The following is a 25,273-nucleotide window of genomic DNA, read 5'->3' as shown; positions in this document are numbered from 1 at the left end:
CACGTCCGGCCCGCTCCGGACGGGGCCGGCACGACCCACCACGTCCAGCCCGCTCCGGACGGGGCCGGCGCGCACCCGGCCCGGTCCGTGAGGTTGGGCCGACCGGGCTGAGTCATCCACGTCATCAAGTTTGTAGCGTGTGAGGAGACCTCCGTCCGCCGGCGGCACGACACGGCGCGCGGCGGCGACCCCCGGCCCGCAGACCAGGGCAGCCCGCAGACCAGGGCAGCCCGCAGACCAGGGCAGCCCGCAGACCAGGGCAGCCCGCAGACCAGCAGCCCGGAGAACGGCAGTCCGGGGAGAGCGACCCGCGAACCGCCGGCCCGGCGACCTGTCAGGCGTCGATGGTGGCGGAGCCGAGAACCACGTCACCGGCCGGATCGGGGCGGTAGGCCACGATGGCCTGGCCTGCGGCGACGCCCCGGACCGGGCGGCGCAGCTCGGCGCGCAGCCCGTCGGCGTCCAGCGTGACCGTGGCGGGGACCACGTCACCGTGCGCCCGCAGCTGCACCTCGCACTCCACCGGGCCGGTCGGCGGCTCGCCCCCGGTCCAGACCGGGCGCACCGCGCGTACCGACGACACCTCCAGCGCCTCGGCCGGGCCGACGGTGACCGTGTTGGTCTTCGGCGTGATGGAGAGCACGTAGCGGGGGCGGCCGTCCGGGGCGGGCCGGTCCAGGTGCAGACCGCGCCGCTGGCCGACGGTGTACTGGTACGCGCCGCTGTGGCTGCCCACCACCGTCCCGGTCAGCGCGTCGACCACCTCGCCGGGGGCCTCGCCGAGCCGCTGGGCGAGGAAGCCGCGGGTGTCGCCGTCGGCGATGAAGCAGATGTCGTGCGAGTCGGGCTTGTCGGCCACCGCGAGACCACGCCGTGCGGCCTCCGCACGTACCTCGGCCTTGGTCGCGTCGCCGAGCGGGAAGACCGAGCGGTCGAGCTGCGCGCGGGTCAGCACCGCCAGCACGTACGACTGGTCCTTGGCCAGGTCGACGCTGCGCCGCAGCAGGCCGTCCGCGCCGAGCCGGGCGTGGTGGCCGGTGACCACCGCGTCGAAGCCCAGGGCCACGGCCCGGTCCAGCACCGCGGCGAACTTGATCTTCTCGTTGCAGCGCAGGCACGGATTCGGGGTACGGCCGGCCGCGTACTCGGCGACGAAGTCGTCCACCACGTCGGAGTGGAACCGGTCCGCCATGTCCCAGACGTAGAACGGGATGCCGATCACGTCGGCCGCCCGGCGGGCGTCCCGCGAGTCCTCCAGGGTGCAGCAGCCCCGGGCGCCCGTGCGGTACGTCTGCGGGTTGCGGGCCAGCGCCAGGTGCACCCCGGTCACGTCGTGCCCGGCCTCCACCGCGCGCGCCGCCGCCACGGCCGAGTCCACCCCGCCCGACATCGCCGCCAGAACCCTCACCAGCCCACTCCCCTCGTCCTCACCGAGGGTATCCGGGTCAGCGGGGGGTCCGGAGGGCGGCCGCGCGGCGGGCCCGCTCCACCGCTGCCGGCAACGCGGCGATCAGGGCGTCGACGTCCGCCCCGGTGCTGGTGTGACCGAGGCTGAACCGCAGCGAGGAGCGGGCCCGGTCGTCGTCGGCGCCCATCGCGAGCAGCACGTGCGAGGGCTGCGCCACCCCGGCGGAACAGGCCGAACCGGTCGAGCAGGCGATGCCCTGGGCGTCCAGGAGCAGCAGCAGGGCGTCGCCCTCGCAGCCCGGGAAGGAGAAGTGCGCGTTGCCGGGGAGCCGGTCGGTCGGGTCGCCGTTGAAGACCACGTCGGGGACCGCCCGCCGGACCCGCTCCACCAGCTCGTCCCGGAGCGCGGCGACGCGGGCCGCGTACTCCTGCTGGCCCTTCACGGCGGTCTCGACGGCGACCGCGAAGGCCACGATGCCGGCGGTGTCCAGCGTGCCGGAGCGGACGTCGCGCTCCTGGCCCCCGCCGTGCAGCAGCGGGGTGGCGGCGACGTCACGGGCCAGCAGCAGCGCGCCGACGCCGGTCGGGCCGCCCAGCTTGTGCCCGGTCACGGTGAGCGCGGACACGCCGCTGGCGGCGAAGTCGACGGGCACCTGACCGACCGCCTGGATCGCGTCGGTGTGGAACGGCACACCGTGCTCGGCGGCGACCGCCGCCAGCTCGGCCACCGGCTGCACGGTGCCCACCTCGTTGTTGGCCCACATCGCGGTGACCAGGGCCACCCGGTCGCCGTGCCCGGCCAGTTCGGCCCGGAGCCGCTCGGGATCGAGCCGGCCGGCGGCGTCGACCGGCAACCAGCCGACCTCCGCGCCCTCGTGCCCGGCCAGCCAGTCGACCGCGTCGAGCACCGCGTGGTGCTCGACCGCGCTGGAGACCACCCGGATCCGCCCGGCGTCGGCCGACCGACGGGACCAGAAGACACCCTTCACCGCGAGGTTGTCGCTCTCGGTGCCGCCACCGGTGAAGATCACCTCGGAGGGCCGGGCACCGAGTACGGCGGCGATCCGCTCGCGGGACTCCTCGACCCGCCGCCGGGCCCGCCGGCCCGCCGCGTGCAGCGACGACGCGTTGCCCACCTCGCGGGCCGTGGCGACGTACGCCTCGAGTGCCTCGTCGAGCATCGGGGTCGTCGCCGCGTGATCCAGGTATGCCATCGTCGTTCAGCGTAACGGCCGGGCCGGACACCGCCGGATGCCGGACCACCCGTCCCGGCAACCGACCGGAACGGGTGGCCCGACGGTCACGCCGGCACCGCCGTGACGACGATGTTGTCGCGGTAGTGGCGGGTCTTCGGGTCGAACGGCCCACCGCAGGTGATCAGGGTCAGCCGGGGCTTGCCGTCCCGGGCGAAGTAGCGGTCGAGCGGGATCTTCGTCTTGGCGTACTCCTCCCGGGCCACCACCGTGAACTTCCGCTCCCGGCCGTCCTCGCCGGTGGTGGTGAGGGTGTCCCCGCGGTCCAGCTCGCGCAGCCGGAAGAAGGCGCCCTTGCCCTGGTCCGCGCTGTCGACGTGGCCGGCGATCACCACCGAGCCGGACTCGGCCTCCAGCCCGGGGCCGTAGCGGTACCAGCCGACCTGGTCGACGCTGGGCGGCACCTCGAACTCGTCGGTGCGCTGGTTGACGCCGACCGGGTTGACGCTCGCGGTGACCCCGATGGCCGGGATCCGCAGCTTCACCGGTGGGATCGTCTTCCCGCCCGCCGGCAGGGTGCCCGCGTTCACCGGCACCGCCGGGTCACCGCTGCCGGTGGCCGTGGCGGTCGGCGTGGGGGTGGCGCTGGCCAGGGCCGCCGCCTCGTCGGCGCCGACGTCCTCGGCGGGCCCTGATCCGCACGCCACCAGGGTCGCGACGGTGAGCGCGGCAGCGCCGGCGGCCATCGCCGCCAGCGCCCCGCGGTGCCGCACCGTCACCGGCGACCGGTCCGGGCGGTGGCCACCCGCGCCCCGCCGCCGACCAGCAGCAGCACGCCGGCGCCGGCCAGCACGTACCACCAGGTGTCCACGCCGGTGCCGGCCTGGCCGCCGTTACCGCTCGGCACGCCGCCCGGGGCCGAGTGCAGCCCGGTGATGGTCTGGGCGACCAGCTTCAGGTTCTTGTCCTTGGCCGAGCCGATCGCGTAGACGATCGTCGCGGTGCCCTCCTTGAGGTTCAGGTCCGCCGGGCCGATCGCCACGGTGTCGGTGCCGGCGAGCACCACGTCGGCCTTGACGGTGCCGGCCGCCACGTCGGCCTTGGCCTCCTTGGGGTTGGTCAGGCCCTCGAAGACCGGCTTGCCACCGGCCCGCACGTCGACGGCCGGGGCGGCGGCGGTGTGCCGGACGATCAGCCGGGCCTTGCCGGCGCCGACCTTGGAGACGTCGTTGACGAACGGGGTGATCTCCGGCTTGCCGTCGGCGCTCAGGTGGGCGGCGAGGCTGATGTTCGCCCCACCCGGCACCTTGGCGTCGTCGACCTTGAGGATCGCCTTGTCGACCGCCTCGCCGGGCTTGGTCAGCGCGATGTCGTACTCGCCCTCCGGCAGGGTCAGCGGGCCGGCGACGTCGCCCGGCTTGAAGTTGTCCAGCGTCTTCTTGCCGTTGACGTACACGTCGACCGGGGTGTCCGGGATGCCGTGTACCACCGACACCTTGGACGAGGCGGCGTAGGCCGGGCTCATGGTGGCGGCGCCGACGCCGGCGAAGGTCAGGGCGGCCACCGCGCCGCCCGCGGCGACCCGACGGAACATGGCGAACTGCATTGTCTGCCTCCTGGTGATTGGTGCTGATTCGTCAGGCCTGGCTTGCAGAACGGGTTACGCCGGCTCCCGCGCCGCCGGATGCGCCCGGATCAGATTTCTTTTTTTCGTCCCGGACCGCATCCGCGGCGGTCTCGCACGACGAAGAGGAGGTGAACGAGGTGTGTGCACGGAGACCGGGAGCGGGGGCGAGGACTGTGGGAGTTACAGTCGGGCATGCCCCACGGAAGGCGAGCCGCCCGGTGACGGCGGTACGGCAGGGACCCGAGCCGCCGGTCGACGACGAGCTCGCGGCACGGTTCCGCGCCGGTGACGAGACCGCGCTGCGGGAGGCGTACGACCGGTACGGCCGGGCGGTGCTGCATCTGGCGACCAGCACGCTGGCCAACCGCAGCGACGCCGAGGACGTGACCCAGGCGACGTTCGTCGCCGCCTGGCTGGGCCGGGAGACGTTCGACCCCGGCAAGGGATCGCTGGTCGGCTGGCTGCTCGGGATCGGGCGGCGCAAGGTGATCGACCGGATCCGGGCCGCGGCCCGGGAGACCCGGGTGGTCGAGACGGTCAAGCAGCTGCCCGAGCCGGTGGCGACCGGCCCCGACCCGGACACCGTGGTCGACCGGCTGGTGGTCGCCGACGAGCTGGCCAGACTCCCCGACGAGCAACGACGGATGCTGGAGCTGGCGTTCTACGACGACCTGACACACCAGCAGATCGCGACCGTGACCGGAGTGCCGCTCGGGACGGTCAAGAGCCACATCCGACGCGGCATGCAGAGCCTGAAGCGCAGATGGGAGGTGGACGGTGCAGCACCTGGACCACGACCGGCTGGTCTTTCTGGCGCTCGGTGAGAGCGAGGCGGAAGGTGGTGAGTCCACCCACCTCGCCGACTGCGTACCGTGCCGGAGCGAGCTGGAGACGCTTCAGCACGTCGCCGGCCTGGGGGCGGACACCCAGGGCCTGGCCGACCTGCCCGCGCCGCCCGAGCACCTCTGGCAGGGCATCCTCGCCGAGGTCCGGGCCGCCGAGGAGCTGCCCTCGCTGACCGACCGGCGTGGGCCCCGTCCCCCGGCCGACCCGACCGCGCCCACCGGTACGGCCGCCGCGCCGCTGGGGTCCCGCCGGTCGCGCAACCGCTGGCCCCGGTGGGCCACCACGGCGGTCACCGCCACGGCGGCCGCCGCGCTCGGGGTGATCGGCACGCTGACCGTGCTCCGGCCCGCCGCCGAGCCGCCGCAGCCGCAACCGGCCATACTGGCCAGCGCCAACCTGGCCGCGTACGGGTCGACGCCGAAGGACGCCTCCGGGGCGGCCCGGGTGCTCGGCGACAACCAGTTGCACCTGCACGTGGCGAACCTGCCGGCGGTGCCCGGCTACTACGAGGTCTGGCTGATCGATCCCCGGACCATGAAGATGTTCTCGATCGGTACGCTGAGCAAGAGCTCGGGCGACGAGTTGCTGCCGATGCCCCGTAACGTGGACATGCGGAAGTACTCGGTGGTCGACATCTCGGCCGAGCAGTACGACAACAACACCCGCCACTCCGGCGACAGCCTGCTGAGGGGCACCCTGACGGGCTGATCGGCGGGCCGGCTCAGCTCCCCGGCCCGCCGATCAGCTCCCTTCCGCCGCACGGAAGGGCCGCACCACGACGAAGCCGCCGCCCGGAGAACCGGACGGCGGCTTCGTGGTGCCGGGGTCACTTGCGCTTGCGGATCTCCTCGGCGGCCTGCGGGACGACCTTGAACAGGTCGCCGACCACGCCGTAGTCGGCCAGCTCGAAGATCGGCGCCTCGCCGTCCTTGTTCACCGCGACGATGGTCTTCGAGGTCTGCATGCCGGCCCGGTGCTGGATCGCGCCGGAGATGCCGAGCGCGACGTACAGCTGCGGGGAGACCGTCTTGCCGGTCTGGCCGACCTGGAACTGGTGCGGGTAGTAGCCGGAGTCGACCGCCGCGCGGGACGCGCCGACCGCGCCGCCGAGCAGGTCGGCCAGCTCCTCGACCAGCTTGAAGTTGTCGGCGTTGCCGACGCCGCGACCGCCGGAGACGACGATCGAGGCCTCGGTCAGCTCAGGGCGGGAGCCCTTCTGCTCGGCGACCCGCTCGACGACCTTGGCCAGCTTGTCCGCGTCGGTGGTCGACACGGTGAGCTGCTCGACGGCCGGGGTGGCCGCCGCCGGGGTCGGGTTGAGCGAGTTCGGCCGGACGGTGACCAGCGGCAGGCCCTTGGTGACCTTGGACTTGACGATGGTCGAGCCGGCGAAGGCGACCTGGGTGGCGGTGCCGTCGGCGGCCAGGCCGACCACGTCGGTCAGGATGCCGTTGTCGAGCTTGACGGCGACCCGGGCGGCGATCTCCTTGCCCTCCTGGGAGGAGGCGAAGAGCACGGCCGCCGGCTGTACCCGCCGGACCAGCTCGGCGACCACGGTGGCCTTGGGGGCCACCAGGTAGCCGTCGATCTCCTCGCCCTCGGCGGCGTAGATCTTCTCCGCGCCGTACTCGCCGAGCTTGCCGCTCAGCGCCTCGGCGGCGCCGGCGCCACCGAGCACGACCGCGCTCGGGGTGCCCAGCTCGCGGGCGAGGGTGAGCATCTCCAGGGTGACCTTCTTGACGCCGAATTCCCGGGTGGCTTCGACGACGACGAGAACCTCAGACATGTCCTGACCCCTCACACGAACTTCTCGGTGGCGAGGAACTCGACCAGCTTCACGCCGCCCTCGCCCTCGTCGGTGATCTTCTCGCCGCCGGAGCGCGGCGGGCGCTTGGTGTGCTCCAGCACGGCGCTGGTCGCGCCGTCGAGGCCCACCTCGGCGGGGGCGACCCCGAGGTCACCCAGGGAGAGCGTCTGCACCGGCTTCTTCTTGGCCGCCATGATGCCCTTGAAGGACGGGTAGCGCGGCTCGTTGATGGTGTCCCAGACGGAGACCACGGCCGGGGTCGAGGCGGTGACCACCTCGTAGCCCTCCTCGGTCTGCCGCTCGACGGTCAGGGTGGCGCCGTCGACGGTGAGCTTGCGCGCGCCGGTGAGGGCGGCCACGCCCAGCCGCTCGGCGATCATGTGCGGCATGACCTGGACCCGACCGTCGGTCGACTCGGCCCCGCAGATCACCAGGTCGGCGCCCAGCTGACCGAGGGCGGCGGCGAGCACCTTCGAGGTGGCCACGGCGCAGGACCCGTGCAGGGCGTCGTCCACCACGTGCACGGCCTTGTCCGGCCCCATGGAGAGCGCCTTGCGGATCGACTCGGTGGCCCGGTCCGGACCCATGGTCAGGATGGTCACCTCGCCGCCGTGCGCCTCCTTGATCTTCAACGCCTCTTCGATGGCGTACTCGTCCATCTCGTTGATGACGTTGTTCGCCGAACCGCGGTCGACGGTGTTGTCGTCAGATCGCAGGTTGCGGTCCGCGCCCGAATCGGGCACCTGCTTGACGAGTACGACGATGTTCATCGCGCTTCGACGACCCTCCTGTTTGGTGTAGCGATCACTCGCCCGGTCACGGGCGCAGCCTCGCGCGTGACTTAACGTTCGGTCAACCGCGCACGGCTGTGCACTTGCCCACGGGGCAATGTTACCCGCAAGTAGCTTGGCCTCCCCGGGGGCTCAGAGTGACACAGCTCACCGGGGGCCGACCACTCGACTCAGGCCGGCTCCGCCAGCGCGCCCCGGATCCGCTCCAGCACCGTCGACTCGGCCGGGCCGACCCCCCGGTGCGCCGCCGCCACCCGGTCCGCCGCGGCCAGCACCACCCGGCGGTACGCCTCGACGTCCGCCGGCGACTTGGCCCGCAGGATCGCCACCGCCCGGCCCAGCGCCGGCAGCACGGCCGCCTCGATCTCCAGGGCCGAATCGCGGGGCAGCTCCGGCAGCGGGCCGGTGGTGAGCGCCTGCTTCACCACCCCGCTCGCCTCGGCCAGCGCCCCCGAGGCGGCGATGCTCTCCCGCACCATGGCCAGCATCCCGGGCTCGGCGTTGGAGACCAGGAAGACGGCCCCGAACGCGCCCGTCTTCAGGGTGTGCAGCTCGTCGGCCGTCAACGGTTCCATGATCACGGAGTGTAGACGTACGGGGTGGTGGTGGTGACCGCAACGAGCCCGAGCCGCTCCAGGATCGGCCGGCTGTCCGGCGAGCAGTCCACCTGCACCAGCGTCTTGCCCCGCTGCTCGGCCAGCCGCGCCCGGTACGCCACCAGCGCCCGGTAGATGCCCTTCCTGCGCCACTCGGGCAGCGTCGAGCCGCCCCACAGGCTGGCGAAGCCGGTGCCCCGCTGGTAGCGGATCCAGCCGGCACTGACCACCGTCTCCCCCGCCTCGGCCACCACGATCGTGATCGACTGCGGGTCGGCCTCGACCTCCCGGGCCAGACCGTGCACCAGGTGGCTGCGGTCGGAGTGCCAGACCGCCTCCTCCATCGCGGCGATCCGCGCCAGGTCCTCCCGGGCGGTGACCTCGCGCAGGCGTACCCCCTCGGGCAGCACCGGGACGGCGGCGGCGAGCGCCGCGACCGGGCCGACCACGACGGTCTCCAGGTCCTCGGGGACGAAGCCGGCGGCCCGCAGCCGGTCGGCGAGGTCGGCGGGCTGGTCGTGACCGGCCAGCTTCCACTCGACCCCCTCGCCCCGGGCCCGGAAGAACTCGACCTGCCGGGCGATCAGCGCGTCCAGCTCGGCGCCGGCCAGGCCGCCCAGGTCGCGATAGGTGATGAAGCCGCGCTGGTCCAGGCCGAGGACAAGGTGCAACGGCCCGTCCCGCTGCACGGTGACACCGGCCGGCAGCGGGTCGGGCAGCTCCGGGCGGACCTGGTGGTCGTAGGCGTCGCGCAGGGCGCGTGCGTCAAGATCGATCATCCCCTCAGGCTAGGCAACGGGCAAAGCGGATAATCGGCCGCGTGTGGCAGACGATCAGGCGGTGGTTCGACCCGCACGAGCTGAGGTCCGTGGGCAGCACGCCCGACTACCGCTTCTCGCTCGCCAACGAACGCACGTTCCTGGCCTGGCTGCGTACCGGCCTGGCGCTGATCGCCGGCGGGCTGGCCGCCGCGCAGTTCCTGCCCCGGCTGCCCCTGGCCCACCTGCGCGAGGTGATCGCCGTGGTGCTGCTGCTGCTGGGCGCCACCGTCGCGGTCCGGGCGGTGGACCACTGGGCACGTACCGAACGGGCCATCCGGCTCGACGAGGAGCTGCCGGCGTCCCGGTTCCCGGCCGTGCTGGCGCTGATCGTCGCGCTCGGCGCGCTGCTGCTGGTGCTCGCCGTGCTGGTCCGGGGCATCGGGTGAGCCGCGACCCGGGACTCCAGCCGGAACGCACCCGGCTGGCCTGGCGGCGCACCCTGCTGGCGCTCACCGGGGTGACCGTGCTGGAGCTGCGGTTGGCGTTCACCGGTGACCGGGGCGACGCGCTGCTGGCCGGCGTCGCGGTGGCCGGCTGGCTGACCGTCCTCGGGCTCGACTGGCGGCGGGCCACCGGCACCGGAACCCGGCGCGGGCACCGCTGGTCGTTCCCGCTGACCGCGCTGGCCGCCGCGGGGCTGGCCCTGCTCGGCGTGCTGCACGTGCTGCGCGGGCTGCGCTGACCGACGCCGATGGTCCATGATGTCCGGCATGGTTCGCCTGTACGGGCTCTTCTTCCTGGCCGAGGTCGTCCTCGCCGTCTGCGCGCTGATCAGCTGCCTCTCCGCCGAGGAGGGTGAGATCCGGGCGCTGCCCCGCATCGCCTGGGTGCTGATCATCCTGTTCTTCCCGCTGGTCGGGTCGATCGCCTGGTTCGTCGCCGGCCGCGAGCCGCACGGCCGGCGACCGCGTACCGCCTGGCCGGTGGGGAACGGCTTCGCCGAATCCGAGCGACGCCGGCCGGTCGCTCCGGACGACGACCCGGAGTTCCTGTCCCGCCTGGCCGAGCGGACCCGACGCGACGACCAGGAGCTGCTCCGCCGCTGGGAGGACGACCTGCGCCGGCGCGAGGAGCAGCTGCGCCGCCGCGAGGACGACCGGGACCGGCCGGAGGTCTGAGCACCGCCGCCGCACCCCGGCCGGGCAGAATCGACGCCGTGCGGATCAGCCTGCTCGGGCCGTTGGAGCTGCGCGCCGACACCGGTACGCCGGTCCAGGTCGGCGGTGCCCGGCTGCGCCGGCTGCTCATCCTGCTCGCCCTCGAACCCGGCCGGACCGTCACCGCCGGACGGCTCGTCGACGGCATCTGGGCCGGCGACCCGCCCCCGGGTGGCGCCAACGCCCTCCAGGCCCTCGTCTCCCGGCTGCGCCGGGGCGTCCCCGGGCTGCCGGTCGAGACCCGGCCGGGCGGCTACCGGCTCGCCGTCGCCCCCGACGACGTCGACCTGCACCGCTTCGAGGCGGCCGTACGCGCCGGCCGGGCCCGCCTCGACACCGACCCCGCCGACGGGTGCCGGCAGCTCGCCGACGCGCTGGCGCTGTGGCGCGGACCGGCGTTGGCCGACGTGGCCGAACTGGACTTCGCCCGCGCGCCGGTGGCCCGCCTCACCGAGCTGCGGCTGGCCGCCACCGAGGACCTGATCGAGGCGCGGCTGGCCGGGCCGGCCCCGGCCGCCCTCCTGCCCGAGCTGCGCGAGCTGGTCGCCGCCCATCCGCTGCGGGAACGGCCGGCGGAGCTGCTGATCCGGGCGCTGCACCGGGCCGGCCGTGGCGCCGAGGCGCTGGCCGAGTACGAGCGGCTGCGGACGGCGCTGGCCGACGCCCTCGGCGTCGATCCGGGGCCGGAGCTGACCGCCCTGCACCTGGAGATCCTGCGCGCCGGGCCGCCGGACGGGGCGTACGCCGACCCGCCGGACCGGGCGCGCGGTGGCAACCTGCCCGCCGCGCTGACCAGCTTCGTCGGCCGGGAGGAGGCGGTGGCGCAGGTCGCCGCGCTGCTCGGCCGGCACCGCCTGGTCACGCTGACCGGTCCCGGCGGAGCGGGCAAGACCCGGCTGGCCGTGGAGTCGGGGCGAACGGTGACCGGCCGCTTCCCGGACGGTGTCTGGCTGGTGGAACTGGCCCCGGTGACCGACCCGACCGAGGTGCCGCAGGCGGTGCTGGCCGCCCTCGGCCGGGGCGAGCAGGCACTCCTGGCGCGGATCGGGCGGGGCGGCCCGGAGCCCGCGGAACCGGTCGACCGGCTGGTCGAGGCGCTCGCCGGGCGTACCGCCCTGCTGCTGCTCGACAACTGCGAACACCTGCTCGACGCGGCGGCCGGCCTGGCCGAACGGCTGCTCACCGCCGGTCCCGGGCTGCGGGTGCTGGCCACCAGCCGGGAACCGCTGGGCGTCACCGGCGAGGCGCTGCGGCCGGTGGACTCGCTCGCCCTGCCGCCCGCCGGGGCGGATCCGGGGACCGCGTCGGCGTACCCGGCGGTGCGGCTCTTCGCCGACCGGGCCGGTGCGGTCCGCGCGGACTTCGCGGTGGACGCCGCCACCGTCGGCCCGGTGGTGCGGATCTGCCGGGCCCTGGACGGCATGCCGCTGGCCATCGAGCTGGCCGCCGCCCGGCTGCGCGCGCTCACCGCGGCACAGGTGGACGAGCGGCTGCACGACCGGTTCCGGCTGCTGACCGGCGGCAGCCGGACCGCGCTGCCCCGGCACCAGACCCTGCGGGCGGTGGTCGACTGGAGCTGGGACCTGCTGGCGGAGGACGAGCGGGCGCTCTGGCGGCGGCTGGCCGTCTTCGCCGGTGGGGCCGACCTCGCCGCGGCCGAACGGGTGTGCGCCGGTGCGCCGGGGCCGGCAGCCGGCCCGGACGTGCTGGACCGGCTCGCCGCGCTGGTGGAGAAGTCACTGGTGGTGGCCGTCGGGGCCGACGAGCCGCGGTACCGGATGCTGGAGACGGTCCGCGCGTACGGGCTGCACCGGCTCGCCGAGGCGGGCGAGGCGGACCGGGTCCGGCGGGCGCACGCCGCCGAGTACCTGGCCCTCGCCGAGGAGGCCGAGCCGTGGCTGCGGACCGGCGAGCAGCTGCGCTGGCTGCGCCGGCTCGCGGTGGACCACGACAACCTGCACGCCGGGCTGCGGTACGCCGTCGCCGAGGGGGACGCCCCGACCGCCGTCCGGTACGCCGCCGCGCTGGGCTGGTACTGGTGGCTGAGCGGCCGGCGGGTGGAGGGCGGCGAGCTGGCCGCCCAGGTCTTCGCCCTGCCCGACCTGGCGCAGCGGTCCGCGCCGGACCGGCTCGCGGTGGCGTACACCATGGCGGCGCTGAACCTGGTCTCCACCCGCAACGACCTGCCCACCGGGATGGCCTGGCTGGAGCGGGCGGCGGCGCTGGCGATCGGCAACGAGTCGGCCCATCCGGTGCTGCGGCTGGTCGGGCTGGTGGTGGCGTCGTTCCGGGCCGGGCTGCCGCCGCAGGCCCCGGCGGAGATCGGCACGCTCTTCGCCGACCCGGACCCGTGGGTGGCCGGCACCGCCCGGCTGTTCCAGGCGCACGCCTCGCTGAACGCGGGGCACTCCGACGAGTCGGCCGAGGCGGACCTGCGGGCGGCGCTGGCGCACTACCGCGCGGTCGGGGACCGCTGGGGGATGTCGTTCGCCCTCACCTCGCTGGCCGACCTGCTGGACCGGCGAGGCGAGGCGGCCCGGGCCACCCCGTTCCACGAGGAGGCGCTCGGCTGGTTCGAGGCGCTCGGCGTCCTCGACGACGTGCCCGAGATGCGGCTGCGGCTGGCGTACAACCTGTGGCGGCGGGGCGACCACGACCGGGCGCTGTCGGCGCTGGCCCGGGCGGAGCGCGAGGCGGAGCTGAGCGGCTCCGACGAGACCCGGGCGGCGGTGGCGCACGGCCGCGCCGAGATCCTGCGCGCCCAGGGCGACCGGGTCGGGGCGCGGGCCCGCCTGGTGCAGTCCCTCGCCCTGATCGGCGAACGGACCGTCGCCCCGCAGTGGCGGGCGCTGCACGCCAGCAACCTGGCCCTGCTGGACGCCGCGGACGGGCACCTGGACGCCGCCCGGGCCCACCACGACCGGGCCCTGGAGCTGGCGCTGGGGTCACAGGACGCGCCGGTGGTCGGCGCGGTGCTGGTGGGCTACGCCGACCTGGCGCTGCGGCTGGGCCGGCCGGCCGACGCCGCCCGGCTGCTGGGCGCGGCGAGCGGGGTGCGGGGCGGCCCGGACCACGCGATCCTGGACCGCCCCCGGGTGGTCGCCGCCGCCCGCGCCGCGCTCGGCGAGGCGGGCTTCGCCCAGGCGTACGCGGGCGGGTTGGGTCACCGGCTGGAGACGGCCGCCGAGGCGGTCCGGGTCACACTCGACGCCTGAGCGCCCGCACCGCGAGCGGCGCGAAGACGGCGAGCAGGACGACCGCCCAGATCAGCGACTTCGCGACCGGGCCGGCGACCGGGCCGGCGACCAGCAGGCCGCGCAGCGCGTCGGCCAGGATGGTGGCCGGGTTGACCTCGACCCAGTGCTGCAACCAGGACGGCATCTTCTCGGTGGGGACGAAGGCGTTGCTGGTGAAGGTGAGCGGGAAGATCACCATGAAGCCGAAGATCTGCACCTTGTCCGGCTCGTCGACCAGCACCCCGACCAGCACCGAGATCCACGAGGCGGCCAGCGAGAAGACCAGCAGCAGGGCGAACGCGGCCAGCAGGCCGAGCACCCCGTTGCCGACCCGGAAGCCGAGGATCATGCCGACGCCGATCAGCAGCGCCACCGACCAGGCCTGCTTGACGGTGTCGGCGACGATCCGGCCGGCCAGCGGCGCCCAGCGGGCCACCGGCAGCGACCGGAGCCGGTCGAAGACGCCCTTGGTGAGGTCGTTGTTGAGCCCGAAGCCGGTGGTCATGGTGGCGAAGAAGGCGTTCTGCACGATGATCCCGGGCAGCGCGAACTTCAGGTAGTCGCTGGGCGAGCCGGCGATCGCGGTGCCGAAGACGTACGTGAAGAGCAGCACGAACATCACCGGCTGGATGCTCAGGTCGATCAGTTCCATCGGGTTGTGCTTGATCTGCACCAGGCTGCGCCAGGCCAGGGTGAACGTGTGCCGCACCCCGGCGGCCAGGCCCGGCCGGCGGGCCGGGGCGAGCGGTGCGGTGAGCGTGGTGGCGGTCATGCCGGGACCCCTTCCAGGTCGGCGGGGGTGTCGGTGTCGGTCCGGTGACCGGTCAGGTGCAGGAAGACCTCGTCCAGGCTGGCGCCGCGCAGGGCCAGCTCGGCCACGGCGATTTCGGCGGCGTCGAGCCGGCGGACCACCGCGGGCAGCACGTCCGGGTCGTTCACCGGCACCGAGACGGTGCTCTGGGCGACCTCCGGCGTGGCTCCCGTCACCTCGGCGGTGACCGCCAGCACGGTGGGCAGGTCGGCGGCGTCGGCCGGCCGGACGGTGAGCACCTGGCCGCCGGTGCGGGCCTTCAGCTCCTCCGGGGTGCCCTGGGCGATCACCCGGCCGTGGTCGACCACGGCGATCTCGCCGGCCAACTGGTCGGCCTCCTCCAGGTACTGGGTGGTGAGCAGCACGGTCACCCCGTCGGTGACCAGGGTGCGCACGATGTCCCACAGCTCGTTGCGGCTGCGCGGGTCCAGCCCGGTGGTCGGCTCGTCCAGGAAGAGCACCTGTGGCCGGCCGACCAGGCTGGCGGCCAGGTCGAGGCGGCGGCGCATGCCGCCGGAGTAGGTCTTGGCCGCCCGCTCGCCCGCGTCGGTGAGCTGGAAGTCGGCGAGCAGCTGCCGGGCCCGGGCCCGGGCGTCGCCCCGGGAGAACCCGAGCAGCCGGCCGATGAGCAGCAGGTTCTCGGTGCCGGTCAGGTTCTCGTCGACCGAGGCGTACTGGCCGGTGAGGCCGATCAGCTGGCGCACCCGGTGCGCGTCGCGGCGGACGTCGTACCCGCCGACGGTGGCGTGCCCCTCGTCGGCGGCGAGCAGGGTGGCCAGCACCCGCACCGCCGTGGTCTTGCCCGCCCCGTTCGGCCCGAGCAGCCCGAACACCGTCCCGGTGGGGACGGCCAGGTCCACCCCGGCCAGGGCGGTGGTCGCGCCGAAGCGGCGGACCAGGCCCTCCGCGCGGATCGCGTATGTCATCGGTACTCCCGTCGTCATCGCTGGTCACCCCACCATGAGCGACGGCGCTGACGTTACGTCGACACCCGCTGACGAACCGCTGATTTTTCTCTGCCGGCAGAAGCACGCGACCGCCGTCGCCGGTCACCCCGGCGACGGCGGTCGCGGTCGGCGTCGGTCAGGCCAGGTTCGACGAGCGGGGGTACGCGTCGGTCGGGTCGGTCAGCACGTTGACCAGGTACGGCACCCCGGCGTCGAAGGCGCGGGTCAGGGCCGGCCCGAGGTCGGCGGCCTTCGCCACCGTCTCGCCGGCGCCGCCGAGCGCCTCGACCACCGAGTCGTAGCGCAGGCCGGGCTGGAGGTCGGCGGCCACGTCGTAGCCGTACATGGCCCGCATCGGGTGCTTCTCCAGGCCCCAGATGCCGTTGTTGCCGACCACGATCACCACCGGCAGCCCCTGCCGGGCCAGCGACTCGACGTCCATCAGCGAGAAGCCGGCCGCGCCGTCACCCATCAGCACGCAGATCTGCCGGTCGGGGTGGCTGACCCGGGCCCCCATCGCGTAGCCCATGCCGGTGCCGAGGCAGCCGTACGGGCCGGGGTCGAGCCAGGTGCCGGGCTGGGCGGGCTCCAGGTACTTGCCGGCGTACGAGACGAAGTCGCCGCCGTCGCCGATGGTGATCGCGTCGGGGGCGAGCACCCTGCGCAGCTCGCCGTAGACCCGGGCCGGGCGGATCGGGTCGGTCTCGGCGGCCATCTCCTCGGCGTCGCGGGCCTTCGCGGCGTCCTCGGCGGTACGCAGCTCGACGATCCAGTCGGCGTGCCCGGCCCGGTCGCCCGGGTGGTCGGCGAAGGCGGTGAGGATCAGCCGCAGGTCACCGGCGGGCGCGGCGGCCGGCTGCACGTGCCCGGCGCGCTGGCTGGGCGCGTCGACGACGTGCACCACCTTGGCGTCGCCGAAGTCACCGAAGGCGAGCCGGAAGTCCAGCGGGGTGCCGATCACGACGACCACGTCGGCGCCCTTCAGCGCGACCCGGCGGGCCTTGGCGAAGGCGAGCGGGTGCTGCGGCGGCAGCGCGCCCCGACCCATGCCGTTGGTGAAGACGGGCACCTGCAACGACTCGGCGGCGGCGCGCAGGGCGTCGACGGCGTCGCCCGCGTACACGTCGGAGCCGGCGATGATGACCGGGCGGCTCGCGGCGGCGATCAGGGCGGCGGCCCGGGTGACCTCGTCCGGGTCCGGCTCGATCGGCGCGGGCGCGGCGGCGGCGGGCAGCTCGGCGTCGCCGACGGAGAAGACCGCCTCGAGCGGGAAGTCGAGGAAGACCGGGCCGCGGTGCGGGGTGAGCGCGGTGGTCAGCGCCGCGGCGACGGCCCGCGGGATGTCGTCGGCGCTGAACACCGTCTCGGCGTGCTTGGTGACCGGGGCGACCAGCGGCAGGTGGTCCATCTCCTGGAGGCTGCCGGAGCCCCAGCGGAACTGCGGTGCCCGCCCGCCCAGCACGAGCACCGGCGAGGCGTTGAAGTATGCACTGGTCAGGCCGGAGATGCCGTTGGTGACGCCGGGGCCGGCGGTGAGCACGGCCAGGCCGGGACGACGCTGGAGCTTGGCCACCGCCTCGGCGGCGAAGACGGCCGACTGCTCGTGCCGGACGTCGTAGAGCGGGAAGCCGGCCTTGTGCGCGGCGTCGTAGAGCGGGAAGACGTGCCCGCCGGAGAGGGTGAACATCTCCCGTACGCCGTGCGCGCGCAGCGCCGCCAGCGCCAGTTCCCCGCCGTGCCCCTCGACCCGTTCCGTCATCGCCGCTCCCCTTCGTCACATGACCGGAGTCACACGCTACTGGCCGGTAGGAGAAATGTGAACCGCTCTCGGGTCGGCGGCGGGGCCCGCCACCGACCCGGAGCACGCGGCTCAGCGACCGGTGAAGCCCGGCCTGCGCTTCTCCACGAAGGCGGCCATGCCCTCGCGCCGGTCGTCGGTGGCGAAGAGCGCCGCGAAGAGCTGACTCTCCCAGGCCAGGCCGGAGTTCAGGTCCATGTCCAGGCCGGCGTCGACGGCCTGCTTGGCCGCCCGCAGCGCCTGCACCGGACCGGTCAGGAACGGCTGCACGTACGCGACGGCGGCGGCGTGGACCTCGGCGGCCGGGACCACCCGGTCGGCCAGCCCGATCCGCAGCGCCTCGGCGGCGTCGACCATCCGGCCCGTCATGATCAGGTCCTTGGCGCGGGCCGGGCCGACCAGGCGGGCCAGCCGCTGGGTGCCGCCGGCGCCCGGGATGATGCCCAGCTTGATCTCCGGCTGGCCGAGCTTGGCGTCCTCGGCCACGATCCGCCAGTCGCAGGCCAGCGCCAGCTCGCAGCCGCCGCCGAGGGCGTACCCGGTGATCGCGGCGACGACCGGCTTCGGGATCCGGGCGATCGCGCCGAGGGCGCTGGACAGGTCGGCGGCCCGCTCGGCCATGTCCACGTAGGACATGTCGGCCATCTCCTTGATGTCCGCCCCGGCCGCGAAGACCTTCTCCCCGCCGTACACGATGACCGCGCGGACCTCGGCGTCGGCGGTGGCCGCCGCCGCGGCGGCGCGCAACTCCTCCTGCACCTGGGTGTTGAGCGCGTTCATCGGCGGCCGCTCCAGCCGGATGGTGCCGATGCCGTCCTTCACTTCCAGCCTGACGAACTCGCCCACGCTGCCCTCACTTCCTCGTCGAAGTCGCGTGCCAACCTTACGGCCAGACTCGTTGGGGCAATTAGTGTGGTGTCCGACGCCGGCACCCGGGGTGAGGCCATGATCACGTATTACGACGACCGGACGGTGCAGGTCACCTCCACCGCCGTACGGGTGGACGGGCGCGCGTATCCGCTCGCCGAGCTGACCATGGTGTGGCACCGGCGGGGCAGCCGCTCCTGGCGGGTGCTCGCCGGGCGGGGCGCGATCGGGGCGGCGCTGGCCGGCCCGCTGGTGGCCGCCGCGCTGGGCGTCGCGCTGGCGCTCTGGCTGCACCGCTCGGCCACCGTCACGATCGCCATCGTCGGCGCGTCCGCGCTGGTCGGGCTGGGCGTCGGGCCGCTGGCCGACGTGCTCTTCGAACACCTCGACCGGTCCTACGCGCGGGGCAGCCGGGACTGGGAGATGTGGGCGCGCTGGCGCGGCCAGCCGGTCCGCCTGCTGCACACCGGCGACGCGCTGCGCTTCGGCCAGATCTACCGCGCGGTGCAGCGGGCGATGGAGCGCCGCCCGCACCCTCAGTCGAAGGTGATCGGCCCGTCCGCCAGCAGGCCCAGCCCCCGCAGCAGGCCGTAGGTGTCCTGCTCGCCCCAGAACTGGACGATCCGGCCGTCGGCCAGCCGGTACATCTTGCAGGCGCTCTGCACCGTGGTGACCCCGGTCGAGTCCCGCCGGTAGGTCTGCGCCATCGAGACCACCACCCGGTCCCCGGCCGCGAAGATCTCCAGGATCTCCTGGTCGAGCACGGTGAGCCCGGGCGACGAGACGGCCGCCTCCGGGTAGCGCCGGCCGCGCACGGCCGTGCCCGACCCGTAGACCTGCACGTCCTCGGCCACCACCTCGGCCAGCTCGGCCAGATCCTTGGTGCGGAAGGTCCGCAGGTAGCGCCGGACCACCTCGACGTTGCGCTCCTGCTCGGTCCCGGCCGTCTCGGCCCCGCCCCGGTCCGCCATGCCCGCGACGCTACCGCCACCGCCACCTCCCCCGCCGCCCCGGCGCGACCGCCGTGGCACCGGCCGGACTCGACACCGGGCGGTTAGGCTGAATGATGACCATCTATTACCGGGACGACGCGGTACAGGTCACCTCGCAGGCGATCCACGCCGGCGGGCACGTCGTCCGGCTCGCCGACGTCACGTACGTCTGGCACGCGCGCGGCGCGACCACCCTCGCCGTACGGGGGCGGGTCGTCGGCCGCGGCGTGCTCGTCCTGCTGCTGTCGCTGCCCCCGCTGGTCGCCCTGGTCTGCGTGCTCTCGCTGGCCTGGGCCGCGCAGGACCGGGGCAACTGGAAGCTGGCCCTGACCATCCTGGCCGCTTTCGTGGTCGTCGGGCTGGCGCTCACCCCGTTCCTCGAACTGCCGCTGGGCTGGCTCGACCGCTCCTACGAGCGGGGCAGCCGGGTGAACGAACTCTGGGTGCAGCACCTCGGGCGGGAGGTGCTGCTGCTGCGCACCCCCGACGCGCTACGGTTCGGGCAGATCTACCGGGCCGTGCAACGGGCCGTCGAGCAGCAGGGAGAACGCTGATGACCACCCGTCGCGCCGAGGCCGTCGCGCTGGCCGGGCTGCTCGCCGCCGCCGGCGTCACCCACTTCACCCGGCCCGGCTTCTACGACCCGATCGTGCCGCGCGCGCTGCCCGGTCCGGCCCGCTTCTGGACGTACGCCAGCGGGGTCGCGGAGCTGGCGGTGGCCGCAGCCGTGGCCCACCCGGCGACCCGCCGGCGGGGCGGCCTGGCCGCGGCGGCCCTGTTCGCCGCGGTGCTCCCGGCCAACGTGCAGATGGCGTGGGACTGGCGGCGGGCGCGGCCGGCCCGGCGGGCGGTCGCCTACGGGCGGGTCCCGTTGCAGGCGCCGCTGATCTGGTGGGCCTGGCGGGTGGCGCGGCACCGGTCATAACGCCCCGGTTATGGACGGAACGGGGTGTGGGCAGCGACGGCCGACCCTGCTCTCCTTTATGGACATCGACGTCCATCGTCCCCGGGAGGCTCGTCATGTTGAAGAAGTTGTCCGTCGCGGTAGCGGCGGCACTCACCCTGGTGCTGCCGGCGCCCGCCGCGCACGCCCGACCGGTCGCCGCCGTGACGGCCGCCGACCCGTCCGCGCCCGGCGCGTACCCGGCCGGCTACGTCGACGCGACCGTCAGCGCGGCCGGCCGCTCCTTCTCGGCCCGGATCACGTACCCGGCCACCGCCGCCGGCAGTGGCCAGCCGGTGGCCGCCGGCCGGTTCCCGGTGATCGCCTTCGGGCACGGCTTCCTCCAGGGGGTCTCGAAGTACTCCTCCACCCTGTCGCACCTGTCGACCTGGGGCTTCATCGTCATCGCCCCCACCTCGCAGGGCGGCTTCTCGCCCGACCACAGCGCCTTCGCCGACGACCTGAACGCGGCGCTGACCTGGGCGGTCGCCCAGGACACCACGACCGGTTCCCGGTTCGCCGGGCACGTCAGCGTCGACCGGCTGGGGCTGTCCGGGCACTCCATGGGCGCAGGCGCGAGCATCCTCGCGGCGGCCCGGAACCCGAAGGTGGTCACGGTGGCGAACCTGGCCGCCGCCGAGACCAACCCGTCGGCCAAGGCGGCCGCCGCGACCGTCACCGTCCCGGTCCGGCTGATCGCCGGTGACCGGGACACCATCGCGCCGGTCGCCGACCACCAGCGCCCGATCTACGTGGCGAAGCCGCCGGCCAAGCAGCTCCGGATCGTCAAGGGTGGGTCGCACTGCGGGTTCATGGACAGCGGCACGCTCTTCTGCGACAGCGGCTCGATCAGCCGGACCACCCAGCTCCAGCTGACCCGGCGGCTGCTCACCGAGTGGTTCCTGCGCTACCTGGCCGGGGACACCTCGTACGACGACGCGGTGTGGGGCGCGCCGGCACAGAACGACCCGCAGGTCAGCTTCGAGGGCGTGCGCTGAGCCCGGGGCCGGGGTGGGCGCGCCGGCCGCCCGCCCCGGCTCAGCCCAGCGGCAGCGTGGTCGCGAGCGGCCAGCCCAGCAGCACCGCACCGACCAGCGGGGCCAGCCACCAGGGCGCGCCGCGCCGGCGCAGCACCGCCGCCCAGGCCGCCTGCCAGGCCACCAGCGCCGCGAAGAGCGGCACCACCAGCAGCACGAAACCGGGGGCCAGGCCGAGCACCGCGGCGCCGGTCAGGACCAGCACGGCGAGCCCGCCGGCCGCCGCGTACCGCCGGCCGTGGCCGTCGGCGACCAGCTCCGCTCCGAGCAGGAAGGCCAGGCAGCAGAGGATCACCAGCGGCACCAGCCACCAGCGGGCCCCGACCGGCGCTGCCGAGGTGAACCCCAGGTGCAGCGGCACCGCGACGGCGAGCACCGCGTACCCGACCAGCACCGGCGCGACCACGGCGGCCCCGGCACCGGCCGGCACCGGGCGGCGCGGGCGGGCCCACCGCCGCGCGGCCACCAGCAGCGCCCCGCCGGCCAGCAGGAAGACGGCGACGTACCCGCCGACCGCGAGCGGCAGCCGGGCCGTCGGCAACAGCGCGGCGGCCACCACGCCGAGGACCGTCGCCGGCCCGGTCACGGCCAGCCAGCGCAGCGCGGACGCTCCCCCGCCACCGGAGCCCGACGCGGTGGTCGCCTCGACGGCCGGGTCCGCAGCCGGAGCGGTGGCACCCGGCGGGTCCACGGCCGGCCCGGCGCGACCCGGCGGGTCCGCGGCCGGGACGGTGCCACCCGGCGGGTCCGCGGCCGGGACGGTGCCGCCGCGCCGGGGGCGGAGCAGGGCGGTCGCGAGCGGGGCGAAGCCCAGCCCGGCGCCGAGCAGCAGCAGGCCGGCCCCGGCCAGCCGGGAGAACGGATCCGGGGGCGGGCCGGACGACGGACCCGGGATCGCGGCGAGCACCGTACGGTGGGTGAGCGGGGCGAAGAGCACCGAGATGTGCTCCGTTCCCGGCACCACCACCTCCCCCCGCGACCCGTCCGGCGCGCGGCGCAGCGCCTCCTCGGCGGCCCGGTGGAAGTCGGCGAACTCCAGCCCACCCACCACCAGCGTCAACGACCTCGGCCGCCCGTACGGCAGGTCGCCCGCGTCGGGCAGGGAGATCGCCACGGTGCCGGCGAGCTCGGGGTGGTCGACGGCGTACCGGGTGACCGCGCCGGCGCCCATCGAGTGGCCGACCAGCACGATCCGGGCCGGGTCCACGTCGGGCCGGGTACGCAGCCAGCCGAGCGCGACGTCGAGGTCGTGCCGCAGCGCGTCCCGGGCCCGGCCGTCGTCGCGGCCCGCCCCGGGCAGCCGGGCCGGGTTCGCGCCGTGCCCGGCGAAGTCGAGCAGCACCGCGACCGCGCCGTGCCGGGCCACCGAGTCTGCCAGCGGGCGCATCAGCCGGGCCGAGCCGGCGAACCCGTGCGCGATCAGCACCGCGGGGCGGCGCGTCCCGTTCTCCTGGTGCGCCGCCCGGACCTCGGTGAGCGGCACCCCCGCGACGGTCGCCCGGTGGACGGCCAGGCCGGCGTCGGCGCGTACCAGCAGCAGGACACCGCAGCCCGCGACGAGCAGGGCGACGACGGCGAGCAGCGACCGCGAACGGCGGCCGGGGGTGGGGGCCGACATGCCGGCACCCTACGCGCCCGGCGGCCCGGCCGGCAGTCGTCGGACGTGACCGGGGCCACCATCGCCGGCGGGCGGTACTTGCCCCGCCGACGCACACTGGGTGACATGGCGATTCCCCTTCCCCGGCCCGGCGCGGTCGTCGGCCTCACCCGTTCCGCCCTCGACCAGGCATTCGGCTCGGCCGCCGCGTTCGCGGCCGTGCCCGCCCGGGCGTTCGCGGTGCTCGACGAGGTCGAGACGTTGCTGCGCCGGATCAACGGGGTGGTCGACCGGATCGAGGAGACCCTCGACCGCACCGACCGGGTGCTGACCGACGCCGAGACGGCGGTCCGCGAGGTGGCGGTGATCAGCGCGGCGGCGACCGGGGCGATCGAGACCGCCACCGAGGTCGCCGCGGCCGCCGCCACCGTGGTCGGCGAGGCCGAGCAGGTCTCGGCCGCCGCCGCGGTGGTGGTCGGCGAGGCGGACCGGGTGGCCCGGGCGGCGGGCGCGGTGGTCGGCGAGGCGGACGCGGTGGCCGGCCGGGCCGCCGGCACGGTGCTCGCGGCCGAGCAGGCTGCCGGCACCGCGACCGAGCTGCTGGCGGCGTACGAGCCGACGCTGCGCCGGGCCGCGCCGATGGCGGCCCGCTTCGTCGAGCAGCTCAGCCCGGAGGAGGTGACCGCGGCGATCCGGCTGGTCGACGAGCTGCCGAAGCTCAAGGAGCACATGACCTCGGACGTGCTGCCGATCCTGGCCACCCTGGACCGGGTCGGTCCGGACCTGCACGACCTGCTCACCGTCACCCGGGACCTGAAACTGGCCGTCGCCGGCATCCCCGGCCTCGGCATGCTGCGCCGGCGCGGCGAGCGGCTCACCGACGAGCCGGTCGACTGAGCCGCGACGCAGTCGCCGGCCGGCGGCCGCTGACCGGCGGGACGGCGCCGGCTACCGGCGGGCCGGGACCGGCCCGGTGGCTCAGGCGCGCGGGGCGTACAACTCGTCGATCTCGGCGCGGCGGGGCAGCGCCACCGACGCGCCGAGCCGGCGTACGCAGGCCGCCCCGGCCGCCGCCGCCCAGTGCACCGCGTCGACCAGGTCCCGGCCCTCGCCCCAGGCCACCGCGAGGGCGGCCGTGAAGGCGTCCCCGGCGGCGGTCGAGTCGACCACGTCGACCCGTACCGGCGGCACGTGCACCGCCGGCGCGTCCCGGTCGACGAACCAGGCGCCGTCGCCGCCGAGGGTGAGCACCGCCCGGGGCACCAGTTCCAGCAGCGCTTCCGGCTCGTCCCGCCCCCGGCCGGTGAGCGCCTGCGCCTCGGTCTCGTTGACCACCAGCAGGTCCACCGCGGCCAGCAGCTCCGCCGGCACCGGCCGGGCCGGCGCGGCGTTGAGCACCACCCGGGTGCCGGCGGCCCGGGCCGCGACCGCCGCCTCGGTCACCGTCTCGACCGGCACCTCCAGCTGCGCGACCAGCACGTCCGCCTCGCGTACGGCCGCCAGCTCGTCCTCGGTCAGCCCGAGGAACGCGCCGTTCGCGCCGGGGGTGACCAGGATGGCGTTCTCCCCGCCCGCGCCCACCATCACCAGCGCGACGCCGGAGTCGCCGTAGACCACCCGGAGATGGCCGGTGTCCACCCCGGCGGCGGTGATCCGGGCCCGGAGGGTGACCCCGAAGGCGTCCGAGCCGATCGCGCCGAGGAAGGCACAGGACGCCCCGGCACGGACGGCGGCGATGGCCTGGTTGGCGCCCTTGCCTCCGGGCAGCATCACGAAGTCGCTGCCGAGCAGGGTCTCCCCCGGCCGGGGCAGCGCCGCGCCGGTGCCGACCAGGTCCATGTTGGCGCTGCCCACCACGGCCACCCGGGTCTGCCGCACGGTGTTCCTCCGCCCGCTCAGGCGGCGCGGGCGGTCCAGCGGTCGCCGGACCGCTCGACGACCAGCGGCAGGCCGAAGGTCTTGGACAGGTTGTCGGGGGTGAGCGTGTCGCCGAGCAGCCCCTGCGCCACCACGCCCCCGTCACGCAGCAGCAGCGCGTGGGTGAAGCCGGGCGGGATCTCCTCGACGTGGTGGGTGACCAGCACCAGCGCCGGCGCGTCCGGGTCGTACGCCAGCTCGGCGAGCCGGGCCACCAGGTCCTCGCGCCCACCCAGGTCGAGCCCGGCGGCGGGCTCGTCGAGGAGCAGCAGCTCGGGGTCGGTCATCAGGGCGCGGGCGATCTGCACCCGCTTGCGCTCACCCTCGGAGAGGGTGCCGTACGCCCGCTCGGCGAGGTGTTCGATGCCGAGCTGGCCGAGCAGCGCGCGGGCCCGGGCCTCGTCGGTGCGGTCGTAGCTCTCCCGCCAGCGGCCCACCACCGACCAGGCGGCGGTGACCACCACGTCGGTCACCCGCTCGTCGGCCGGGATCCGCTCGGCGAGGGTAGCGGTGGAGAGGCCGATGCGGGTCCGCAGCTCGTTGACGTCGGTGCGACCGATCCGCTCGCCGAGGACGTGGGCGACCCCGCTGCTCGGGTGCAGCCGGCCGGCGGCCAGGTTGAGCAGGGTGGTCTTGCCGGCTCCGTTCGGGCCCAGCACCACCCAGCGTTCGTCCAGCTCGACCCGCCAGTCGACGTCGCGCACCAGCGCGGTGCCCGAGCGCGTGACGCCCACCCCGTCGAGGCTGATCACCAGATCGTCAGTCACCGGACCATCCAACCACGCACCGCGCGCGCTGCCCCCCACGGGCGGCGTCGCCACCATAGGGTGGGGCCCCGTGTCGTTGGTCACCACAGGAGGAACCCGTATGCCCGACCGCAACC

27 protein-coding genes are annotated in these 25,273 nt (G+C 75.1%); 11 read left to right on the top strand and 16 right to left on the bottom strand.

The window, feature by feature from the left end; translation table 11 throughout:
• Positions 1-334 precede the first annotated feature (334 nt).
• From mnmA to GA0070611_RS29000, 4 genes are all read right to left on the bottom strand, one after another.
• Entirely contained in the window at positions 335-1,408 is a 1,074-nt protein-coding gene (mnmA, locus tag GA0070611_RS29015; protein ID WP_091671484.1) for a tRNA 2-thiouridine(34) synthase MnmA, read from the bottom strand.
• Between the two features lie 37 nt (positions 1,409-1,445).
• Entirely contained in the window at positions 1,446-2,621 is a 1,176-nt protein-coding gene (locus tag GA0070611_RS29010; protein ID WP_091671482.1) for a cysteine desulfurase family protein, read from the bottom strand.
• A gap of 86 nt (positions 2,622-2,707) precedes the next feature.
• Positions 2,708-3,379, bottom strand: coding sequence for a class F sortase (locus GA0070611_RS29005; RefSeq protein ID WP_091671479.1), 672 nt, complete (start codon positions 3,377-3,379; stop codon positions 2,708-2,710).
• Positions 3,376-4,206 carry a DUF4397 domain-containing protein gene (locus tag GA0070611_RS29000; RefSeq protein WP_091671478.1) on the bottom strand — a complete coding sequence of 277 codons (831 nt, stop codon included), beginning with the start codon at positions 4,204-4,206 and terminating at the stop codon, positions 3,376-3,378. The genes GA0070611_RS29005 and GA0070611_RS29000 overlap by 4 nt, the downstream gene beginning before the upstream one ends.
• 239 nt (positions 4,207-4,445) lie before the next feature.
• Here GA0070611_RS29000 and GA0070611_RS28995 point away from each other — a divergent pair, with 239 nt between their 5' ends.
• Both GA0070611_RS28995 and GA0070611_RS28990 read left to right on the top strand, forming a co-directional pair.
• Positions 4,446-5,051, top strand: a complete 606-nt coding sequence (locus tag GA0070611_RS28995) for an RNA polymerase sigma factor (protein ID WP_091671475.1) — start codon at positions 4,446-4,448, stop codon at positions 5,049-5,051.
• Positions 5,005-5,781 carry an anti-sigma factor gene (locus tag GA0070611_RS28990; RefSeq protein ID WP_091671472.1) on the top strand — a complete coding sequence of 259 codons (777 nt, stop codon included), beginning with the start codon at positions 5,005-5,007 and terminating at the stop codon, positions 5,779-5,781. Before GA0070611_RS28995 ends, GA0070611_RS28990 begins: the two co-directional genes overlap by 47 nt.
• 118 nt (positions 5,782-5,899) lie before the next feature.
• On the opposite strand, the gene GA0070611_RS28985 is transcribed toward GA0070611_RS28990, so the two are convergent.
• From GA0070611_RS28985 to GA0070611_RS28970, 4 genes are all read right to left on the bottom strand, one after another.
• A complete protein-coding gene (locus tag GA0070611_RS28985) occupies positions 5,900-6,859 on the bottom strand; it encodes an electron transfer flavoprotein subunit alpha/FixB family protein (protein WP_091671470.1) in 960 nt (319 codons plus the stop codon).
• Positions 6,860-6,870: 11 nt separating this feature from the next.
• Positions 6,871-7,650 (bottom strand): electron transfer flavoprotein subunit beta/FixA family protein, encoded by a 780-nt coding sequence (locus GA0070611_RS28980; RefSeq protein ID WP_091671467.1) that lies wholly within the window; start codon positions 7,648-7,650, stop codon positions 6,871-6,873.
• Positions 7,651-7,841: 191 nt separating this feature from the next.
• Positions 7,842-8,246 carry a hypothetical protein gene (locus tag GA0070611_RS28975; RefSeq protein WP_091671464.1) on the bottom strand — a complete coding sequence of 135 codons (405 nt, stop codon included), beginning with the start codon at positions 8,244-8,246 and terminating at the stop codon, positions 7,842-7,844.
• A 2-nt stretch (positions 8,247-8,248) separates the two neighbouring features.
• The gene (locus tag GA0070611_RS28970) at positions 8,249-9,046 is read right to left on the bottom strand and encodes a GNAT family N-acetyltransferase (RefSeq protein WP_091671461.1); all 798 of its coding nucleotides are present in this window, start codon (positions 9,044-9,046) and stop codon (positions 8,249-8,251) included.
• Positions 9,047-9,087: 41 nt separating this feature from the next.
• On the opposite strand from GA0070611_RS28970, the gene GA0070611_RS28965 reads away from it, so the two are divergent.
• Genes GA0070611_RS28965 through GA0070611_RS28950 form a run of 4 tightly spaced genes read left to right on the top strand, consistent with a single transcriptional unit; the run spans position 9,088 to position 13,460 of the window.
• Positions 9,088-9,474 (top strand): YidH family protein, encoded by a 387-nt coding sequence (locus GA0070611_RS28965; protein WP_091671458.1) that lies wholly within the window; start codon positions 9,088-9,090, stop codon positions 9,472-9,474.
• Entirely contained in the window at positions 9,471-9,770 is a 300-nt protein-coding gene (locus tag GA0070611_RS28960; protein ID WP_091671455.1) for a DUF202 domain-containing protein, read from the top strand. The genes GA0070611_RS28965 and GA0070611_RS28960 overlap by 4 nt, the downstream gene beginning before the upstream one ends.
• A 28-nt stretch (positions 9,771-9,798) precedes the next feature.
• Positions 9,799-10,206: a PLD nuclease N-terminal domain-containing protein gene (locus GA0070611_RS28955; protein ID WP_091673614.1), complete on the top strand. Its 408-nt coding sequence runs from the start codon at positions 9,799-9,801 to the stop codon at positions 10,204-10,206.
• 38 nt (positions 10,207-10,244) lie between these two features.
• Positions 10,245-13,460 (top strand): BTAD domain-containing putative transcriptional regulator, encoded by a 3,216-nt coding sequence (locus GA0070611_RS28950; RefSeq protein ID WP_091671452.1) that lies wholly within the window; start codon positions 10,245-10,247, stop codon positions 13,458-13,460.
• Here the strand turns inward: GA0070611_RS28950 and GA0070611_RS28945 are convergent.
• The 4 genes from GA0070611_RS28945 to GA0070611_RS28930 all read right to left on the bottom strand — a co-directional run bounded on the left by GA0070611_RS28945 (position 13,444) and on the right by GA0070611_RS28930 (position 17,883).
• Positions 13,444-14,253, bottom strand: a complete 810-nt coding sequence (locus GA0070611_RS28945; RefSeq protein WP_091671450.1) for an ABC transporter permease — start codon at positions 14,251-14,253, stop codon at positions 13,444-13,446. The genes GA0070611_RS28950 and GA0070611_RS28945 overlap by 17 nt on opposite strands.
• Positions 14,250-15,218, bottom strand: coding sequence for an ATP-binding cassette domain-containing protein (locus GA0070611_RS28940; protein WP_091671448.1), 969 nt, complete (start codon positions 15,216-15,218; stop codon positions 14,250-14,252). The genes GA0070611_RS28945 and GA0070611_RS28940 overlap by 4 nt, the downstream gene beginning before the upstream one ends.
• 157 nt (positions 15,219-15,375) lie before the next feature.
• A complete protein-coding gene (locus GA0070611_RS28935) occupies positions 15,376-16,998 on the bottom strand; it encodes an acetolactate synthase (RefSeq protein WP_091671445.1) in 1,623 nt (540 codons plus the stop codon).
• A 111-nt stretch (positions 16,999-17,109) separates the two neighbouring features.
• Positions 17,110-17,883 (bottom strand): enoyl-CoA hydratase-related protein, encoded by a 774-nt coding sequence (locus tag GA0070611_RS28930; RefSeq protein ID WP_091671443.1) that lies wholly within the window; start codon positions 17,881-17,883, stop codon positions 17,110-17,112.
• Between the two features lie 99 nt (positions 17,884-17,982).
• Here GA0070611_RS28930 and GA0070611_RS28925 point away from each other — a divergent pair, with 99 nt between their 5' ends.
• Positions 17,983-18,498 (top strand): DUF6232 family protein, encoded by a 516-nt coding sequence (locus GA0070611_RS28925; protein ID WP_091673611.1) that lies wholly within the window; start codon positions 17,983-17,985, stop codon positions 18,496-18,498.
• Here GA0070611_RS28925 and GA0070611_RS28920 read toward each other — a convergent pair.
• Positions 18,441-18,875 carry a nuclear transport factor 2 family protein gene (locus GA0070611_RS28920; protein WP_091671441.1) on the bottom strand — a complete coding sequence of 145 codons (435 nt, stop codon included), beginning with the start codon at positions 18,873-18,875 and terminating at the stop codon, positions 18,441-18,443. The genes GA0070611_RS28925 and GA0070611_RS28920 overlap by 58 nt on opposite strands.
• A gap of 95 nt (positions 18,876-18,970) precedes the next feature.
• Between GA0070611_RS28920 and GA0070611_RS28915 the strand changes: the two genes are divergently transcribed.
• From GA0070611_RS28915 to GA0070611_RS28905, 3 genes are all read left to right on the top strand, one after another.
• Positions 18,971-19,450: a DUF6232 family protein gene (locus GA0070611_RS28915; RefSeq protein WP_091673609.1), complete on the top strand. Its 480-nt coding sequence runs from the start codon at positions 18,971-18,973 to the stop codon at positions 19,448-19,450.
• Complete coding sequence (locus GA0070611_RS28910; protein WP_091671439.1) at positions 19,450-19,821, top strand: DoxX family protein; 372 nt, start codon at positions 19,450-19,452, stop codon at positions 19,819-19,821. The genes GA0070611_RS28915 and GA0070611_RS28910 overlap by 1 nt, the downstream gene beginning before the upstream one ends.
• A gap of 95 nt (positions 19,822-19,916) precedes the next feature.
• The gene (locus tag GA0070611_RS28905; RefSeq protein WP_197675817.1) at positions 19,917-20,837 is read left to right on the top strand and encodes an alpha/beta hydrolase family protein; all 921 of its coding nucleotides are present in this window, start codon (positions 19,917-19,919) and stop codon (positions 20,835-20,837) included.
• 40 nt (positions 20,838-20,877) lie between these two features.
• Here GA0070611_RS28905 and GA0070611_RS28900 read toward each other — a convergent pair whose 3' ends face one another.
• Positions 20,878-22,494 carry an alpha/beta fold hydrolase gene (locus GA0070611_RS28900; protein ID WP_091671437.1) on the bottom strand — a complete coding sequence of 539 codons (1,617 nt, stop codon included), beginning with the start codon at positions 22,492-22,494 and terminating at the stop codon, positions 20,878-20,880.
• 105 nt (positions 22,495-22,599) lie between these two features.
• Here GA0070611_RS28900 and GA0070611_RS28895 point away from each other — a divergent pair, with 105 nt between their 5' ends.
• Positions 22,600-23,370, top strand: a complete 771-nt coding sequence (locus GA0070611_RS28895; RefSeq protein WP_091673605.1) for a hypothetical protein — start codon at positions 22,600-22,602, stop codon at positions 23,368-23,370.
• Between the two features lie 81 nt (positions 23,371-23,451).
• Here GA0070611_RS28895 and GA0070611_RS28890 read toward each other — a convergent pair whose 3' ends face one another.
• Entirely contained in the window at positions 23,452-24,351 is a 900-nt protein-coding gene (locus tag GA0070611_RS28890; protein WP_091671435.1) for a ribokinase, read from the bottom strand.
• Positions 24,352-24,368: 17 nt separating this feature from the next.
• The gene (locus tag GA0070611_RS28885) at positions 24,369-25,214 is read right to left on the bottom strand and encodes an ABC transporter ATP-binding protein (RefSeq protein WP_231921258.1); all 846 of its coding nucleotides are present in this window, start codon (positions 25,212-25,214) and stop codon (positions 24,369-24,371) included.
• Between the last annotated feature and the right edge of the window lie 59 nt (positions 25,215-25,273).

The sequence above is a fragment of the Micromonospora auratinigra genome (genome assembly GCF_900089595.1).
GTDB classification, from domain to species: Bacteria; Actinomycetota; Actinomycetes; order Mycobacteriales; family Micromonosporaceae; genus Micromonospora; species Micromonospora auratinigra.
This window is presented reverse-complemented; position numbering and strand designations above follow the sequence as displayed.